The organism is Flavobacterium poyangense (assembly GCF_011751075.1).
Lineage (GTDB): Bacteria > Bacteroidota > Bacteroidia > Flavobacteriales > Flavobacteriaceae > Flavobacterium > Flavobacterium poyangense.
This window is the reverse complement of sequence record NZ_JAALLN010000009.1, coordinates 185,880-202,310: the sequence shown is the minus strand read 5'-3', so window position 1 is coordinate 202,310 and position 16,431 is coordinate 185,880. Positions and strand designations below refer to the sequence as shown.

The 16,431-nt window shown below is 33.7% G+C and carries 15 protein-coding genes; 11 read left to right on the top strand and 4 right to left on the bottom strand.

Going from position 1 to position 16,431, the window contains the following annotated elements:
* Nucleotides 1-48: 48 nt before the first annotated feature.
* From tsaD to G3A47_RS15135, 9 genes are all read left to right on the top strand, one after another.
* Nucleotides 49-1,071, top strand: coding sequence for a tRNA (adenosine(37)-N6)-threonylcarbamoyltransferase complex transferase subunit TsaD (gene tsaD / locus G3A47_RS15175; RefSeq protein ID WP_166923788.1), 1,023 nt, complete (start codon nucleotides 49-51; stop codon nucleotides 1,069-1,071).
* Nucleotides 1,072-1,073: 2 nt separating this feature from the next.
* On the top strand, nucleotides 1,074-1,784 hold the full coding sequence (locus G3A47_RS15170) for a 16S rRNA (uracil(1498)-N(3))-methyltransferase (RefSeq protein ID WP_166923786.1): 711 nt from the start codon (nucleotides 1,074-1,076) through the stop codon (nucleotides 1,782-1,784).
* Nucleotides 1,785-1,929: 145 nt separating this feature from the next.
* Entirely contained in the window at nucleotides 1,930-2,568 is a 639-nt protein-coding gene (locus G3A47_RS15165) for a DUF4159 domain-containing protein (protein WP_166923784.1), read from the top strand.
* A 10-nt stretch (nucleotides 2,569-2,578) separates the two neighbouring features.
* Nucleotides 2,579-3,073, top strand: coding sequence for a TrmH family RNA methyltransferase (locus G3A47_RS15160; RefSeq protein WP_166923782.1), 495 nt, complete (start codon nucleotides 2,579-2,581; stop codon nucleotides 3,071-3,073).
* Between the two features lie 160 nt (nucleotides 3,074-3,233).
* Nucleotides 3,234-4,196 carry a zinc metalloprotease gene (locus G3A47_RS15155; protein ID WP_166923861.1) on the top strand — a complete coding sequence of 321 codons (963 nt, stop codon included), beginning with the start codon at nucleotides 3,234-3,236 and terminating at the stop codon, nucleotides 4,194-4,196.
* A 399-nt stretch (nucleotides 4,197-4,595) separates the two neighbouring features.
* On the top strand, nucleotides 4,596-5,558 hold the full coding sequence (locus G3A47_RS15150; protein WP_166923780.1) for a zinc metalloprotease: 963 nt from the start codon (nucleotides 4,596-4,598) through the stop codon (nucleotides 5,556-5,558).
* Nucleotides 5,559-5,669: 111 nt separating this feature from the next.
* Nucleotides 5,670-6,761 (top strand): AI-2E family transporter, encoded by a 1,092-nt coding sequence (locus tag G3A47_RS15145; RefSeq protein WP_166923778.1) that lies wholly within the window; start codon nucleotides 5,670-5,672, stop codon nucleotides 6,759-6,761.
* A gap of 2 nt (nucleotides 6,762-6,763) precedes the next feature.
* Complete coding sequence (locus G3A47_RS15140; protein WP_166923776.1) at nucleotides 6,764-7,945, top strand: THUMP-like domain-containing protein; 1,182 nt, start codon at nucleotides 6,764-6,766, stop codon at nucleotides 7,943-7,945.
* 2 nt (nucleotides 7,946-7,947) lie between these two features.
* A complete protein-coding gene (locus tag G3A47_RS15135; protein WP_166923774.1) occupies nucleotides 7,948-8,517 on the top strand; it encodes a hypothetical protein in 570 nt (189 codons plus the stop codon).
* A gap of 266 nt (nucleotides 8,518-8,783) precedes the next feature.
* Here G3A47_RS15135 and G3A47_RS15130 read toward each other — a convergent pair whose 3' ends face one another.
* The gene (locus G3A47_RS15130) at nucleotides 8,784-9,431 is read right to left on the bottom strand and encodes a M15 family metallopeptidase (RefSeq protein WP_166923772.1); all 648 of its coding nucleotides are present in this window, start codon (nucleotides 9,429-9,431) and stop codon (nucleotides 8,784-8,786) included.
* A gap of 763 nt (nucleotides 9,432-10,194) precedes the next feature.
* The gene (locus G3A47_RS15125; protein ID WP_166923770.1) at nucleotides 10,195-11,538 is read right to left on the bottom strand and encodes a hypothetical protein; all 1,344 of its coding nucleotides are present in this window, start codon (nucleotides 11,536-11,538) and stop codon (nucleotides 10,195-10,197) included.
* A 537-nt stretch (nucleotides 11,539-12,075) separates the two neighbouring features.
* Here G3A47_RS15125 and G3A47_RS15120 point away from each other — a divergent pair.
* Complete coding sequence (locus G3A47_RS15120) at nucleotides 12,076-12,762, top strand: DUF4386 domain-containing protein (RefSeq protein WP_166923768.1); 687 nt, start codon at nucleotides 12,076-12,078, stop codon at nucleotides 12,760-12,762.
* 894 nt (nucleotides 12,763-13,656) lie between these two features.
* Here G3A47_RS15120 and G3A47_RS15115 read toward each other — a convergent pair.
* Nucleotides 13,657-13,983: a helix-turn-helix domain-containing protein gene (locus G3A47_RS15115; RefSeq protein WP_166923766.1), complete on the bottom strand. Its 327-nt coding sequence runs from the start codon at nucleotides 13,981-13,983 to the stop codon at nucleotides 13,657-13,659.
* A gap of 126 nt (nucleotides 13,984-14,109) precedes the next feature.
* Between G3A47_RS15115 and G3A47_RS15110 the strand changes: the two genes are divergently transcribed.
* Nucleotides 14,110-14,379 (top strand): hypothetical protein, encoded by a 270-nt coding sequence (locus G3A47_RS15110; RefSeq protein WP_166923764.1) that lies wholly within the window; start codon nucleotides 14,110-14,112, stop codon nucleotides 14,377-14,379.
* Between the two features lie 320 nt (nucleotides 14,380-14,699).
* On the opposite strand, the gene G3A47_RS15105 is transcribed toward G3A47_RS15110, so the two are convergent.
* A complete protein-coding gene (locus G3A47_RS15105; protein ID WP_166923762.1) occupies nucleotides 14,700-15,596 on the bottom strand; it encodes a cyclase family protein in 897 nt (298 codons plus the stop codon).
* Nucleotides 15,597-16,431 lie beyond the last annotated feature (835 nt).

Sequence of the window (16,431 nt, the reverse complement as noted above, 5' to 3'; positions counted from 1 at the left end):
AATTTAGAAATTTGATTTGTCAAATATAATCCAAAATCGTGCCTTTATATGCAAAATTCAGAGGTTTTTATTCTTGCCATCGAAAGTTCCTGCGATGATACTGCTGCTGCAGTTTTACATAACGATAAAGTACTCTCCAATGTTGTTGCCAATCAGCTAATTCACAATCAATATGGTGGTGTTGTCCCTGAGCTGGCCTCAAGAGCACATCAACAAAATATTGTTCCTGTAATAGATGCGGCACTTCGCAAGGCAAATGTACAAAAAGAACAGTTAACAGCCATTGCCTTTACGCAGGGACCCGGTTTAATGGGTTCTCTTTTGGTGGGGAGTTCTTTTAGTAAATCGTTATCCCTTGCTTTACAGATTCCGCTAATTGCTGTAAATCATATGCATGCCCATATTTTAGCGCATTTTATAGACGAAGAAGGTTTTGACAAACCTGACTTTCCTTTTTTAGCCTTAACTATCAGTGGCGGACATACCCAAGTTGTAAAAGTAAATGGCTTCTTTGATATGGAAATTATCGGCGAAACCACAGACGACGCCGTGGGAGAAGCTTTTGACAAGAGTGCCAAAATTCTTGGACTTCCTTATCCTGGTGGACCACTTATCGATAAATATGCTCAATTAGGAAATCCAAAAGCTTTTGCCTTTACAAAACCAAAAGTTCCGGGATTGGATTTTAGTTTCTCAGGCTTAAAGACTGCAATTCTCTATTTTATTCAAAAAAATAAAGCAGAAAATCCAAACTTTATCGAAGAAAATCTAAATGACATTTGCGCCTCCATACAATATACGATTATCGAAATTTTAATGGACAAACTAAAATTAGCCGTTAAAGAAACCGGAATCACACAAATTGCCATCGGTGGTGGTGTTTCTGCCAATTCGGGTATCAGAACCCGATTGAAAGAAAGTGAAGGCAAATACGGCTGGAAAACTTTTATTCCCAAATTCGAATACACCACAGATAATGCCGCAATGATTGGAATTGTAGGTTATCAAAAATATTTATCAAATCGTTTTGAAACTTCTGCCGTAGTTTCGAAAGCGCGAATTCAATTTTAATTATGCAATTATTTTATAATCCGAATATAGACGAAACTACAGAAAGCTTTTCTTTTGATAAAGAAGAAAGCCGACATATCATAAAGGTTTTGCGAAAAAAAGATTCGGATATTTTACACGTTACCAATGGCTCAGGTCTTTTGTTTGAAACAGAAATCACTTTGGCTTCCGACAACAAATGTACGGTTCAGGTTTTATCAGTAAAAAAAGCTGCTGAACCAAAATTTCATTTGCATTTGGCTGTTGCACCAACCAAAATGAATGATCGCTACGAATGGTTTCTGGAGAAAGCAACTGAAATTGGAATCCAGGAAATCACGCCTATTTTTTGCGATCGCTCTGAGCGAAAAGCAATAAATCCGGAACGATTTGAAAAAATCATCCTTTCGGCAATGAAACAATCCAATGAAACTTTTTTACCGAAGCTCAATCCGGCAATTTCTTTTAAAGAATTTATGAAACAAAAAAAGGATGGCCTACAGTTGATTGCACATTGCGAAGAAACAGCTAAAAAATCATTGAAAGAAGTTTTAAAACCAAATGAAAATGTTACTTTACTGATTGGTCCTGAAGGAGATTTTTCAGAAAAAGAAATTGCACTGGCTTTAGAAAATAATTTCAAACCTGTTACGCTTGGAAATACACGTTTACGCACAGAAACAGCTGCAATTGTAGCTTGCCACAGTGTAGTGTTTTTTAATGAATTGTCCTGATTAAGATGACGGTACGCCTTGTCTTTGATAGAAATCACATTCGACATTCGGTAACAATAGTTTCGAATAATGTGATTTCTTCTTTGTCGAAATGATACAAAGTAACTTTTACTAAAAGAAAAATTACCTGATAATTTATAATTGTATGAAAAAAATATTTTACTTGTTATTACTTTTTTCTGTTTCTTCTTTTTCTCAGGAAATTGCTTTGTTAAAATACAGTGGCGGTGGTGATTGGTATGCCAACCCTACTTCGCTGCCAAATTTAATTCAGTTTTGCAACGCCAACATTAACACCAGAATAAAACCAAAACCCTCTACGGTTGAGCCGGGCAATCCTGATTTACTGTCCTATCCCTTTGTACACATGACGGGACATGGAAATGTAGTTTTCAGCGATAGTGATGTAAGCAATTTAAGAAACTACTTAACAGGTGGCGGTTTTCTTCATATTGATGATAATTATGGAATGGATCAATACATTCGAAAAGAGATCAAAAAAATATTCCCTAACAATAATCTGATTGAGCTTCCGGTTACTCATCCTATTTTTCAGAAGCCTTTTCCATTTCCCAACGGACTTCCTAAAATTCACGAACATGACGGAACCCGTGCCCAGGCTTTTGGAATTTTTATCGACAACAAATTAGTGCTTTTATACACTTATGAATGTGATCTTGGTGATGGTTGGGAAGATGCGGAAGTACATAACGATCCGATTGCCGTAAGAGACAAAGCTCTAAAAATGGGCGCTAACATTATCAATTACATTTTTACCAATTAATCCTTAAGAAGTGCAGCTTACTCACGAAGAAAATCAATTTGAAAGAAAAACGTTTCCGATAACCTTGGTGTGTGATCACATCTATTTTCAGCAGAATATTGGTTCGCTTTTTAGAATTTCGGAAGCTTTTGGAGTTGAAAATATTATCTTTTTAGGTAAGGACATTCCTCTGACACCCCGAAAAATCAACAAAACTTCAAGAAGCACACATCTTCACGTACCTCATACCATAATTGAGAAAACAGACGATTTAGTTTCTTATTTAATCGAAAATGACTTCGAAATTATCGCTTTGGAAATTGCCAGCACGAGCAAACCTCTTAAAGAAGTCAAAATTCCTGAAAACAAAAAGATTGCTCTTTTAATAGGAAGTGAAATTGAGGGTATCTCAGACGACTTATTAAAAATATCTCATCAAATTGTTCATATAAACATGTTTGGTAACAACAGCAGTATGAATGTAGTACAAGCAGCGAGCATTGCTTTGTATGAATTTACTTCTTAAATAAGATGATTATAATTTTGTAGGAACTACGCTATATAAGGGATTGTAAAATTCTTACATATTTTTTTGATGTAAATATTTTTTTACAATAATTTTTTATCATAAAGTTGCATTATTATTTAACTAAAAACCAACAATTATGAAAAAAACCCCTATTATTATGAAAAAAGTTTTATTATCATCATTCTTTGCTCTTTTGCTCTTTTCTTGTCAAAATGATCAAACTGACTCTTCAAAATTAGAAACTGCTGCCGCTGAAGAACATCTTGGGTGTTCCACACAAGAAGTACTAGAAGCACAACTAAAAGCTGATCCGACATTAGCGATCAGAATGAACGAAATTGAAGCCTTTACAGCCAAACAAGCACTTTCAAACCCAACCGGTCGTGCATTGGCAGGTCCAATTACCATTCATGTTGTAGTAAATGTATTGTACAGAACTGCAGCAGAAAACATTTCAAATGCACAAATTCAATCACAAATCGATGTACTAAACAAAGATTTTAATGGTGCCAATTCTGACTTCGGAAGTGTTCCGGCTCTTTTTGCTCCTGTGAAAGCAAATGTAGGAATCACGTTTGTATTGGATCAGGTCATTAGAAAATCTACTACAAAAACCAGTTGGGGAACCAGCGATGCCATGAAAAAAGTAGCAACAGGCGGATTGGCTCCAACTTCACCAACGACAAAACTTAATATCTGGTCTTGCCCTATCGGTGGCGGAATTCTTGGATATGCACAATTTCCGGGAGGTTCAGCCGCAACTGACGGAGTGGTACTGGACCCTAAAAACTTTGGATTATCGGGTGCTGCAAATGCCCCTTACAATTTAGGAAGAATTGGTACGCACGAAGTGGGTCACTGGATGAATTTACGTCACATCTGGGGAGATGCAACTTGCGGAAGCGATTTAGTAGCTGACACTCCTACTCACAATACTTCAAATAGTGGTGCACCGGCATACCCACATTACAGTACTTGTGCAGGAACTCCTGTAGAAATGACAATGAATTATATGGATTATACGAACAACTATTCTATGTATATGTTCTCTAACGGACAAAAAGCCAGAATGCTTGCTATATTTGCTACCGGTGGCGTAAGAGCTGCATATGCACTATAAAACAGCACAAAAATTGAACTTAAATCGGGATGCATTGCTTCCCGATTTTTTTTATCTCTAAATTCTATTATTAAGTCAACATTTCTGAAAACAAAAATGCATTTTAACTAAAATTAACATAATTAAGCCAAATTGTTATAAAAATACTATCAGATTTTTCGCAAAAAAAGGTTTGCTAACAAATGCATTATGAAGGTAATAGACGACAAAAAAATAGTTTTGAAAGAAATTTCTCCTTAAAAAAATACGACATTTTTTTGTAAGAACTAGATTATACAAGGGATTGTAAAATTCTCACAAAATATTTATTGTAAAATTTTTGTTACACTAAATATTTAGTTATAAAATTGCCATATTGTTTAACTAATCAACAATTTTATAACAAAAACCCCTTTTATTATGAAAAAAGTTTTCTTATCTGCATTAACAGCACTTTTGCTGTTTTCATGTCAAAATGACCAAACTGACGCTTCAGCTAACCCGGAAGCAAGTGCGGCTGCGCATCGCGGATGTGCATCTCAAGAAGTATTAGCAGCTCAAATGAAAGCTGATCCGACTTTAGCGATCAGAATGAATGAAATTGAGGCTTTTACTGCTGAACAAATTCTTAATGGCCGTGCCGGTAAACTGGTAAACGGTAAAGTTCAAATTCCTGTTGTAGTAAATGTTTTATACAGAACAGCTGCAGAAAACATTTCAGCAGCACAAATTCAATCTCAGATTGATGTATTAAACAAAGATTTTAACGCATTAAATTCAGACTACGGTAGTGTACCAGCACTATTTGCAGGAGTGAAAGCTAATGTTGGAATTTCATTTGTTTTAGATCAGGTGATCAGAAAATCTACTACAAAAACTTCATGGGGTACAAGTGACGGCATGAAAAAAACAGCTCAAGGTGGTATAGCGCCAACTTCACCTACTACAAAACTTAATATGTGGTCTTGTACTATCGGTGGTGGAATCTTAGGTTACGCTCAGTTTCCTGGAGGAGCAGCTGCTACAGATGGTGTAGTAATCGATTCTAAATATTTCGGGTTATCGGGAGCTGCTAATGCACCATTTAACTTAGGAAGAACTGGTACTCACGAAGTAGGTCACTGGATGAACTTACGTCACATCTGGGGAGATGCAACTTGCGGAAGTGACTTAGTTTCTGATACACCAACTCACAACACAGCAAACTACGGAATCCCTGCTTATCCTCACTACAGTACTTGTTCAGGTACTCCTGTAGAAATGACGATGAACTACATGGATTACACAGATGATGCTGGTATGTATATGTTCTCTAACGGACAAAAAAGCAGAATGGCAGCCATTTTTGTTGCCGGTGGTTCAAGAGCAGCTTTTGGAATCTAAACCAAAATTTGAAAATAAACTTAAAAGCGGGATGGCATTCATCCCGCTTTTTTTGCATTCACAATAAATTAAAAAGCTTTTCCTATATTTACTTTATTTTAAAGCCCAAATATGATCACATCGAAAACAATATCAAACGGAATTTTAAGAGCTCTTGCCACCATTTTATTAACCGGAGCGCTCTTATACTTTTTATACGAGATACAAACCGTAATTGTATACCTCTGTATCTCTCTGATATTATGCCTGATTGCAAATCCTTTGGTGCAGTTTTTAAAGAATAAACTAAAATTCGGTAATTCACTGGCTGCCTCAACTACAATCATTTTCTTTATCTTAATGCTGATTGGTTTTATTCTGCTTTTTGTTCCTTTGATTATCTCTCAGGCCAATAATCTGTCTTTGTTAGACACCAATCATTTGCAACAGCAATTTATAGAGACGGAAAAAAGTATTGAAACTTACTTCAATATTCAACATGTAGATTTAAATAAAGTACTGAAAGAATCCAAAATAACTTCAATGTTGGATTTCAGTTATTTTACAAGTTTTATCAATTCGATTATGGGATTTATGGCCGATATGGGTATGGGATTGGTTTCTGTATTCTTTATTACCTTCTTTTTCATAAAAGATCAGGATACTTTTAAAGATCAGGCCAGAAGAGTTATTCCGGATACCAATGAGGATAAAATTTTAAACTCCATAACTAAAATTAACCATTTACTAACCCGATACTTTATAGGTCTATTATTACAACTAACCGTTGTATTTATTCTCTATCTGATTGTATTAATCATTTTCGGCAATAAAAACGCCTTCGTTATTGCCTTCTTGTGCGCTATCTTAAATGTGATTCCCTATATCGGTCCAATTATAGGTACCACTTTAGCCGGAATTCTAACTATGATCAGTTTAATCGGGAAAGACTTTCAATCCGAAATTCTACCAACTACAATTTATGTAATCATTGGATTTTTAGTAGTTCAGGCCATTGATAATAACATCAGCCAACCTATAATATCATCAAAAAGCGTAAATTCGCACCCGTTAGAAATCTTTTTGGTTATTTTAATCAGTGGAATTACTTTTGGAATTGTGGGTATGATTATCGCTATTCCGGTATTTACTATGGTAAAAGTAATTTTAAAAGAGTTTTTCCCTAACAACAAAATTGTCTCTGTATTAACCGAAAGAATCTAACATTGAACATTTCTATTTTAAGCAAACCTATTCAAGACTTTATAACTCAAAATAGTGGTGTCTCCATTTCAAAATTAGCACTTCAGAAAAACCCATTTCCGGAAGTAGACTGGATTTTAATTTTAAATCAAGTCGAAGCCAAATCTAAGGCAAAAGACAAACTGCCTAGCTGGTTTTCTACAGAGAATATTATTTATCCAAGTAAAATTTCTGTAGAACAGACTTCTTCAGAAAAAACGGCAGTTTATAAAACGTCTTTAATTTCGGGAGCAAGTCTAATTGATCTTACAGGAGGTTTTGGAGTAGATGATTATTACTTTTCAAAAAATTTCGAAACGATAGCTCATTGCGAAATCAATGAAGATTTATCGGCTATAGTAAAACATAATTTTGAACAACTACAAGTTAAAAACTGTATTTTTTACGCAGCAGATTCTACTACAGTCCTAAGTGAATCAAACCAAAAATGGGATTGGATGTATATTGATCCGTCCCGAAGAAATGATGCAAAAGGCAAAGTATTTATGCTCAGGGATTGTTTGCCAAATGTTCCGGAATTGCTTCCTTTTTATTTTGAGAAAACAAATTCAATTTTAATAAAAACGGCTCCGCTATTAGATATTTCAGCGGGTTTATCTGAATTAAAATTTGTAAAAAACATCCATATTATCGCACTTGAAAATGAAGTAAAAGAATTGCTTTTTGAAATTCACAATCAGTATTCAGGTCCAATAACGATTAAGACAGTTAATCTTTTAAAAGATAAAAAGGAAACATTCGAGTTTATTTTAGACAATGATTCTGATTTCCCTACTTATCATTTACCTCAAAAATATTTGTACGAACCCAATTCGGCGATCATGAAATCCGGTGGTTTTGATGAAGTTAGTACCGTATATCAAATAAACAAACTCCACAAACATTCGCATTTATACACTGCAGACGAGTTAATTGATTTTCCCGGAAGAGTTTTTGAGATCGAAAAAACCATTTCGTACAACAAAAGCGATATGAAAACGGAACTGTTAAATCAGCAGGCAAATGTTACTACGAGAAACTTTCCCGACACCGTAGAAAACATTAGAAAAAAGTGGAAAATAAAAAATGGCGGAAATCTCTATTGTTTTTTCACAACTGATAAAAATGATAACAAAATAGTTTTAATTTGCAGAAAAATAACTTAAAAATGAAACAACTAATTACACTAACTTTTTTTCTATTAACCTTTACAGCATTTGCACAAAAACCATGTGAATACAGCGCAAACATCAATGACTCCATTGGTAGTTATAAATTAACAAATGAGTTCCTGATGAGCGAGAAGTACTTTGGAGGAAGCTTCAATTATGTTTTCTTTACTTTAGCACAGACCGATGGTTTACCAACACTAAACTTCCAATTGATACAAAAAAGCAAAGACTTTATAAAAGCAAATTGTTTTGATCAAAATTCAAAAGTATATCTGCAGCTAGAAAATGGAAAAATCGTTACTTTAAAACATATCAATCAGGAAACCTGTGGTACTCTTATTCGTGACGAAAAAGGTTTTGACAATCGCGTAAATACCGGTATTTTTATGTTCCTGAAAGATAATTATGAAGATCTAAAAAAATCCCCGGTTTCGATTATGCGTATTAAATACCTGACCAACACCGAAGATTATATTGTAAAAAGTGAATTAGTATCTGAAATGAATGGTAAAACTTATCATCCTAATACGTACTTTATGGATAACATCAGATGTGTGGAACAATAATTAATTCCGGTTGTCAGTTGTAAAATGTATACTGTAAAATGTGAAATGTAATACGTTTTGTTTTATTGATTACTATCTTACTTTGTACGAACATATGATTGTGCCAGATCACTGAAATACAGTAACAATTTATCTAAATTTTAGCACTTAGCCCAAAGGTAAGAAAATCTGTTAATCAAAATATATACTCTTTCAGACTAGCATATCACATTTTACAGTATACATTTTACATTTTACATTTTACAACTAGTAGCAACTTAAATTAACTACTCACAATTCCATTTCTGATTCGAAACGGCATCTTTCAAACCCGTTTTTAAATTATAATGCCACCATTCCGAATCAAAAGAATTAAAACCATGTCTCTTCATTACCTTTTTAAGGTATTTTCTATTTGAAAGTACTTTTTTTGAAAGTTCGGTATAGTTATGACTCGCCTGAATTCCGAAAAAATCAAAAGGAGTTCCCATATCCAGTTCTTTTCCGGTTGCATCAACAAGCGAAATATCAACCGCTCCTCCTCTATTGTGGATGGAACCTTTTTTTGGATCAGCAACATACTCCGGATTTGATACAATTTCCCACATTTTTTTCTGAATGGATAAGGGTCTGTAACAGTCAAAAAGCTTGATTTTATAACCGTCTTTCATAAAATCGGCGTTGGCTGAAACTAAGGCTTCAACAGTCTTTAAACGCAAAAGACATTCTGCACAATCGTACACTTTTGCTTTGAGAAAATTATCTTCAGTTGCATATTTCATATCATATACAAAATCATTGCTGTATGCCTTCAGGTTAACAAAAGTCGTATCGGCTAATGTCGGGGCTGAAGCATAAGTTTCATGTTGCGCTTGTACAGAAACAAAGAAGAAAAGGCCACCAATAAGGAAAGAAGTTTTGACAGATAAAAGCATAAACAGGTTTTTATAAAATTAAAAGTAGTCAAAAAAGCTTTAAATCCGGCAAAATTCACTGTTTAACCTAAACTTGATTATTATTCTATTAATGTAACCATTCAACAATCGAGTTCAGACTAAAAACAAAACTCGTCACAACTCGAGCGATAGCGAACAGGCGAAGCAATTGCACGAATTTTCACGAATTATTTTTAAACTAAGAAATAATCATTCTAATTCTTTTAATCAGTGGCAAAAAATAAAAGCTGCCACAGATTTCACTGATTTAAACGATTTTTTTCTAATTAATTTAAGTTACTAGTTGTAAAATGTGAAATGTAAAACGTGATATGATAGTCTGAAAGAGCGAGGCTTTAATTAATGGATTTTCTTCCTTTTAACTGAAGCGTTAGAATTTCAGTGATCTGACACAACTATGTGTTCGTCCGATGTAAGATAGTAGTCAATTAACCAAAACTTATTACTTATTACTTATTACTTATTACTTATTACTTATTACTTATTACTTATTACTTATTACTTATTACTTATTACTTATTACTTATTACTTATTACTTATTACTTTTCACATTTTACAATACACATTTTACAGTATACATTATTATTCAGCTAGCAACTTGAGTTAATTACGGTTAAGCAAAGTAATCAACCGGCAACTTGAATTATTCAATAAAAATGTACCCTTAATAGTACTCTCTATTTAAGTAAAATTTGCACTTATATAAATTAAACAATTAAAGATACATTCTTACTATGCCTCCTAAAAAGTATACCAAGAAGGTGTCACCAGGCCTCCTTTACCGTCGAAAAAAACAAATTCTATCTTTTGATAGCCCCCTAAGTTATAGCTTAACTGATTCAAGTTACTATCTCTATAATCTATAGTACCGGTAGTTCCCGCGAAACCATCTGCGGCATAAACTTTAACTGTTCTAAATGATAGATTAATTACACGGTGTACCAGACCGGATTTAGCATTATTGGGCAGATAAAGTGCCTTAGTCGTTGCTGAATGACCATCGATAACAACCAACTGACTAGTCGTAGTAGAGAAAGTAAAATCTATATTTAAATCGAAATCGATGAAAAAAGTTTCTACAGTTGATCTCCACACCACATTACCGCTTGCATCTGCCGCGGTTGCAACCTGACCTGCTATTGGGAGTGCTTTGTCTGAACCTTTCGTGATTGCTAATGAACTTAATGTGGTTCTACCTGTTACTTCATCAATAAAAAGTTCATCGAAATTTCTATCTTTATTATAAATCGTAAATCTTCCCAGATTTTTATACAATTGAAATTCTTTGATATTTGCTGTCGCTCTATCTTTCATGATCAGATTTTTACCTGCCATATTCAAATCTTGTAGAACAATATGATTCCCTAAATTGTCCTTCCCATTGGTTACTGCTGTAGTTACAAAAGCGGTTGTTGCAATAGAAGTGTCATTATCTGCTACTAATGGTGTTACTGCTTTGGCATCTCCTGTGAATGTTGGAGCAACGATAGACGCTTTTTTCTCTAACTCCGCTTTCAATCCTGCCGGTTGAACAGCCAATGTTGTAGATGTACCTGCTGCCGTTTCTGTCTCAGTTGCCAATCTAACTTTGCCCGCTTCTGTTAATGATGCCGACTTAATTGTGGGAGATCTGGCTGTACCGGACAGATCTCCTGCTAATTGTATTTTTCCTGTTGTTGTGGTTGTTGCATCGGCGACCGATGTCACTTTTGTGTCAACATATTGTTTAGTAGCTGCCTCTAAATTCGAGGTTGGATCTTTTGACAAGGTTAATAAACCAGTCATAGTACCTCCACCAAGGGGTACATATTGCCCACGAGACGAAGTACTATACCAATCCTTTCCATTCCATATTTCCAAGACATCGCTTGTGGTATTATAAATTGTCAAACCACTTACGGGAACAATGGCGTTCCTTTGTGCTGTCGTCATTCGTGGCGGCAAAAAACCTTTAGTTACAGACTCGATTTCAAAAGCGGCTGAGCTATTAAGTTCCATTGGATTATTCCCTATTTTCTGAACGGTTTGTGTATATCCCACACAACTGGCAAAAAAAATGCCCCCTATTGTAATTATTGTTTTCATTGCTTTCATTTTTTTAGTCATACAAACTGTTTACTTGCTCTACATTCGAATACTATTCTATACTATTCTTAAACAAAACCTATCACTGTTTTAGTCTATTGATAATCATTGCCTTTTTATCACTTCTATAAAATAATATCAACATATAGTAAAATTCGTACAATTTTATTAAAACTAACAATACTTATATATATTTGAAAGAATTTTATTAATTTACGTTACTAATTATCTGGTTTACTGATATTTTAAATACAAACAAAGTTAATTGTATCACAAACCAACTCGGGATGGTTGTAAGCATGTCACTATCGACACTTAAGTAGTTAACAAAAGTGTTTATCGTTAAAATATAAAGTTCATTTTGAAATGACTTACTCCTTGATTCAGCATGTCGTTAGTGAAGTATGCTAACATAAGATTGTATTTTGTCCTGACCTTATCTTCTTTAAAAGTTCTGATAAAAACTCTTAAAAAAACCGATTGTAACATTTTTCGATTGCAGTCGTCTACTCCTTTAATAACCAACCAAAAAAAACTATGAACCCAGCAAAAAAAACAGCAAGAATAGCCGGTATATTGTATTTGATAATTGCAATCACGGGCGCGTTTGGACTTATGTATGTTCCAACACAATTATTTGTAAGTGGAGATGTAAATCTGACCTCAAAAAATATTTTAGATAACGAATTATTATTCCGATTTGGAGTCTTTAGCAATTTAGTTTGTCAAACAACCTTTGTCTTTTTAGCTTTGACTTTATACAACCTATTTAAGAATGTCAGCGCTCACTTAGCCCGGACTTTGGTTGCTTTAGTTATAGTTGGCGTTCCAATAGCTTTTTTCATCATTTTTAATGAATACTATTTACTATTAATTCTGAAAGAAAACTTTATGACCAACTTTTCTTCCATTCAGCAAAACACCTTGGCAATGTTAAGCTTAAAAATGTATAGCAATGGAAATGTTATTATTGGGATTTTCTGGGGACTGTGGCTTATTCCTTTTGGACAATTAACTTATAAATCGAAATTTATCCCGAAAATATTGGGGATCCTTTTAATTCTTGGCGGTATATGTTATTTGATAGATACAACCGCTTTTGTACTGTTTCCTGAGTATCATTCTAAAACCGGAATTTTAGTGGGCATAACATCTGCAACTGCTGAAATTGCAATGGTTTTCTGGCTTTTGATAAAAGGTGTCAAAAGCAAGATTATTGAGTAAGTAATCTGTTGATTTTACCGAAAAGGGCGCAAAGGTTCACGCAGATGACGCTATTTTTGCTCACCAATTCTCAAAGTTTTTTAATTCACGCAGATTTAGCTGATTTAGCTGATATTTTTGTTTTACTATTTTGGTAAAAACAATCCAAATAAATCTGCTAAATCTGCGTGAAAAAATTTCCCCGCAGACAGAGCGCAAAACTTTTGCCTTCGCTAATCAAAAAGAATTCGCTAAGCTATTTTTATTCACGCAGATTTGGCTGATTACACAGATACCTTTGTTTCTCTTTTCGATAAAAACAATCTAAATAAATCTGCTAAATCTGCGTGAAAAAATTTCCCCAAAGACGGAACGCAAAACTTTTGCCTTCGCTAATCAAAAAGAATTCGCTAAGCTACTTTTAATCAAGCAGATTTGGCTGATTACACAGATCCCTTTGTTTATCTTTTCGATAAAAACAATCAAAATAAATCTGCTAAATCTGCGCGAAAAAATTTCCCCAAAGACGGAACGCAAAACTTTTGCCTTCGCTAATCAAAAAGAATTCGCTAAGCTACTTTTATTCACGCAAATTTGGCTGATTACACAGATACCTTTGTTTATCTTTTCGATAAAAACAATCCAAATAAATCTGCTAAATCTGCGTGAAAAAATTTCCCCGCAGACGGAACGCAAAACTTTTGCTTTCGCTAATCAAAAAGAATTCGCTAAGCTATTTTTATTCACGCAGATTTGGCTGATTACACAGATCCCTTTGTTTATCTTTTCGATAAAAACAATCCAAATAAATCTGCTAAATCTGCGCGAAAAAATACTTGGTAAACATAGGAAGACACAATATTTTTGCTTTTACTACTCGCAAAGTTCACTAAGCTACATGGAAAAGTTGCTTTTTTAATCTTTGACATTTATGCGTGCTAATTTTTCTTTTAGCAATTGTAACTTGTCTTCAATTTCTAAAATGTCAGTCAAAATAGTACTTTCATACTTCTCTCCCGATTCACCAACGGTGTCAAGCTCCCTATTATCATCCATAAAAAGCGTGTTCAAGTCTAACTCGGGAAAATTCCTGCTCAAACTAATTAAAAACTCTGAGCCTATGTTTGCGGTTCCGTGTAAGTATCTTCCTGTCATGGCCGGACTGAAACCTAAAATCTGACCAACTTCCTTTTGTTTAAGCCCTTTAGCTTTAAAGAACTTAATTAATTTTTCGCTATACATAATCTTTCAAAATTGTTATAAATTAGAACTATTTGTATATTTAATATTACAAAAGACATATTTTGTATATTATTTTTCTTACTTTTACAATTCAGATAGTAGTATTAAGTAATAAATAATAAACATATGTCAAATTTAATAAAAAATAATAAGATCAAAGATGAGTATTCGCATAACGAAAAGGCTTATAAATTTATAGATGAGCACTTACCGTATACTTATGTAGAACTAACTATTGAATGTTTACTAAAAAAAGGCCATAAATCACCTAGTAAAACGATCATCAGAAATGTAAGAAACAAAATAATTCTCAGAAATGATATTCTTCTGGCATTAGTCGAGGTAGCAAACGACAATAAAATAGCTATTGAAAAAATAAAACTATTAACTACTTAGAAGTAAAGTATAGTAAAAGTTGGGGTTTCATAAATATATATAGGTGTTTAACTACTCAAAGTCTCTAACCATGCCAAACGGAAATTTAGACAAAATAAATTCTTCGGCTATACCGGAATTACATAAGAAACAATTTACTCCCCTTGAAAATAGTCATGAAATTTCCTGTAGCATTAAAGCAATCTATTTAGATCTTAGTATGCCACTATATGGGATGTCACCTCAGCAATATATTGAAGGAACAAGATATCACAACGAATGTTTTCACAAACTTAATTGTGTTTCATCTGTAATTGGATATTAATAAAAAAGTATAGTGCTTAACTTTTATTGGTCAGTTTTGCCATTGCCCTTACAGGAAATGTTCCAACACCCTTAAATTTTGGAGGAATTGCGCTAAATGTAAAACCAGCTGTCGGCAATAAAGACAGATTACAAAGGTGTTCGACAATTAAAATTTCTGCTCCCAAAAGTGTCGTATGTACAGGTCTGCTTTTTCCTGAGGTGCAATCTATATTATGAGAATCTATACCAACCAATTTAACATCGCAGTCTTTTAAATAACGGGCAGCTCCTTCGTTCAGATAAGGATGATTCTCGTAATATTTTTCAGTATTCCAATAACTGTCCCAACCGGTATGAATTAAAACAGCACGATTTCTAATTTCATAATTCTTCAACTGATTTTCGGTTATTTCAAGAGTTTCGGTAAAGGGCACTCTGATTACAATTGCTTCCAAATCTGTTAAATGTTCTAATCCGATTTCTGAAAGATCTTTTCCGTTTTCAAATCTATGAAAAGGACAGTCTAAATATGTTCCCGTATTGGTAACCATTTCTATTTTGCCAATTTGAAACTCAGTACCTTCTTCATAAATCTGCTTTGAGTTTTCTCTGCTCAAATAATCGCAAACAATTGGTGCAGGCAATCCTTTATACGTTATTAATCCATCCTCTATAGTATGACTTAGATCAATTAATAATTCTGTTCCAATTTTTTCATCAATTGGCTTTCTTTTATGGGCTTCGTTAAAAATCTCCTTATTCAGTATTTTAGTTTGTCCGACCATAAGCAGTCGTAAGTCCTCTACAATATAATCTGCAAGCTCTTTGTCTGAAATCGTGTCTCCTGAAATGTCAAGTCGGAAGTCTTCTCCTTTAATACTTCCTCCGTTTGTGAAATAAATTTCGAAATCAAATTTTACTCTTTTATCCATAATTAATTATCAGCTATTTAGTACTTGTAATGCCTCTTCACCAGATTTGTATAGTGGACTTTTTCACACCTATTACTTACAAATATATTGAAAAAGTCTAAGAAAAAATGAGACAAAAAAATAGAAAATTGTGCAAAAAACGGACCCGTTTTCTATACTTATAACCGCTATTTACTCGAAAGCAATAGCATTTACTATTATTTAGCTCAAGTTTCTAGTTGTGAAATGTAAAATGTAAAAAGGGAGTCTGAGAAATTATCCGTTTTTATACAACAACCAAACCTTAATGAACAGAATGCCTGAAAAAGCAAAAAAAAACAATACTGATTTCTATTTCAATAATTTAACATCTTACTTAGGAACCAAACATGAAGTTGTTGGTAATTACTGTACTTCGACAATTCTTACAAACTCTATTACTCGCAATGTTTATCTTAGAGAATAAACCCCTAAAACAAAACGCATCAAATTTCAAACTCACATCTCACAACTAGCAACTAGCAACTTGAATTATTTGGTATAATGCTCTAAAACAGGTATTTATACGTTGCGTGGGCTTGGATTCTTATTGTAATTTTATTCTTATAAACCAAAATAAAACACTACATAACGAGTTTGTAGTGAGTTGTATATCAACAACTAACCTATTTTACACTTATTGATTTTTGCCCAATAGATTTTTAATAAGCCCGCATTTCTTAACTGCCATTTCTAAAAAACCAATAAAGAAAGCGAACATACATTTTATTGAAATATAAAAAGCTGATCCTTTCTAAAGGTGTGTTACAAGATTAAAAGCCAAGCTATTGTTTATGGTTATTAGGCACAATTAGAA

Excerpts from the sequence above, each read along its gene's own strand:
- G3A47_RS15135 (WP_166923774.1), top strand. The coding sequence starts at position 7,948 with ATGAAACAACTAATTACACTAACTTTTTTTCTATTAACCTTTACAGCA.
- G3A47_RS15115 (WP_166923766.1), bottom strand. The coding sequence starts at position 13,983 with ATGTATAGCGAAAAATTAATTAAGTTCTTTAAAGCTAAAGGGCTTAAA.
- G3A47_RS15110 (WP_166923764.1), top strand. The coding sequence starts at position 14,110 with ATGTCAAATTTAATAAAAAATAATAAGATCAAAGATGAGTATTCGCAT.
- G3A47_RS15105 (WP_166923762.1), bottom strand. The coding sequence starts at position 15,596 with ATGGATAAAAGAGTAAAATTTGATTTCGAAATTTATTTCACAAACGGA.
- G3A47_RS15150 (WP_166923780.1), top strand. The coding sequence starts at position 4,596 with ATGAAAAAAGTTTTCTTATCTGCATTAACAGCACTTTTGCTGTTTTCA.
- G3A47_RS15130 (WP_166923772.1), bottom strand. The coding sequence starts at position 9,431 with ATGCTTTTATCTGTCAAAACTTCTTTCCTTATTGGTGGCCTTTTCTTC.
- G3A47_RS15155 (WP_166923861.1), top strand. The coding sequence starts at position 3,234 with ATGAAAAAAGTTTTATTATCATCATTCTTTGCTCTTTTGCTCTTTTCT.
- tsaD (WP_166923788.1), top strand. The coding sequence starts at position 49 with ATGCAAAATTCAGAGGTTTTTATTCTTGCCATCGAAAGTTCCTGCGAT.
- G3A47_RS15170 (WP_166923786.1), top strand. The coding sequence starts at position 1,074 with ATGCAATTATTTTATAATCCGAATATAGACGAAACTACAGAAAGCTTT.
- G3A47_RS15125 (WP_166923770.1), bottom strand. The coding sequence starts at position 11,538 with ATGAAAACAATAATTACAATAGGGGGCATTTTTTTTGCCAGTTGTGTG.
- G3A47_RS15165 (WP_166923784.1), top strand. The coding sequence starts at position 1,930 with ATGAAAAAAATATTTTACTTGTTATTACTTTTTTCTGTTTCTTCTTTT.
- G3A47_RS15145 (WP_166923778.1), top strand. The coding sequence starts at position 5,670 with ATGATCACATCGAAAACAATATCAAACGGAATTTTAAGAGCTCTTGCC.
- G3A47_RS15120 (WP_166923768.1), top strand. The coding sequence starts at position 12,076 with ATGAACCCAGCAAAAAAAACAGCAAGAATAGCCGGTATATTGTATTTG.